Raw genomic sequence first — 551 nt, 5'->3', positions numbered from 1 at the left:
GCGGAGCACGGTTCGCCGGGGCCGCCATGTTCGACAGGGCGAGCTTCGACGGGGCCGCCATCTTCGCCGAGGCGAGCTTCGCCGAGGACGCCCTGTTCGACAGGGCGAGCTTCGACGGGACCCACGCCATGTTCGAGGGGGCGAGCTTCGCCGGGTTCGCTGTGTTCGTCGGGGCGAGCTTCGCCGGGGAGGCCCTGTTCGACGGGGCGAGGTTCGCCGGGGGGTCCTGTTCGACGGGGCGAGGTTCGACCGGGAGGCCCAGTTCGGCGGGGCGAGCTTCGCCGGGATCACCATGTTTGACCGGGTGAGGTTCGACGGGGACGCGAGGTTCGAGAGGGCGAGCTTCGGCGGGACTCACACCGTGTTCGACGGGGCGAGCTTCGCCAAGCAGGCTCTGTTCAGTCAGGCAACGTTCGCAAGCACGATGTGGTTCGGTGCGGCAACGTTCCTTCGCAAGCCGGTGCTCAGCACCGCGTGGGCAAGGGCCGATAAAGGGCGTCACTCGTGGCTGGCCGGGTGGGAGGTGACTGATGAACCGCCGACGGCTCTTC

At 68.8% G+C, this 551-nt stretch carries 1 protein-coding gene and 1 pseudogene; both read left to right on the top strand.

The features are described from left to right. Positions 1-308 (top strand): annotated as a pseudogene (locus tag JAP66_RS32640) (hypothetical protein); the annotation flags it as partial. Further along, positions 227-551: pentapeptide repeat-containing protein (locus JAP66_RS33475; protein ID WP_372449040.1), on the top strand; the 325-nt coding region annotated here is incomplete at its 3' end. The pseudogene JAP66_RS32640 and the gene JAP66_RS33475, both read left to right, overlap by 82 nt.

The sequence above is a fragment of the Qaidamihabitans albus genome (genome assembly GCF_016464705.1).
Taxonomy (GTDB): Bacteria; Actinomycetota; Actinomycetes; order Mycobacteriales; family Pseudonocardiaceae; genus Qaidamihabitans; species Qaidamihabitans albus.
The sequence above is the reverse complement of the archived record's forward strand: the minus strand, read 5'-3'. Positions and strand labels throughout refer to the sequence as shown.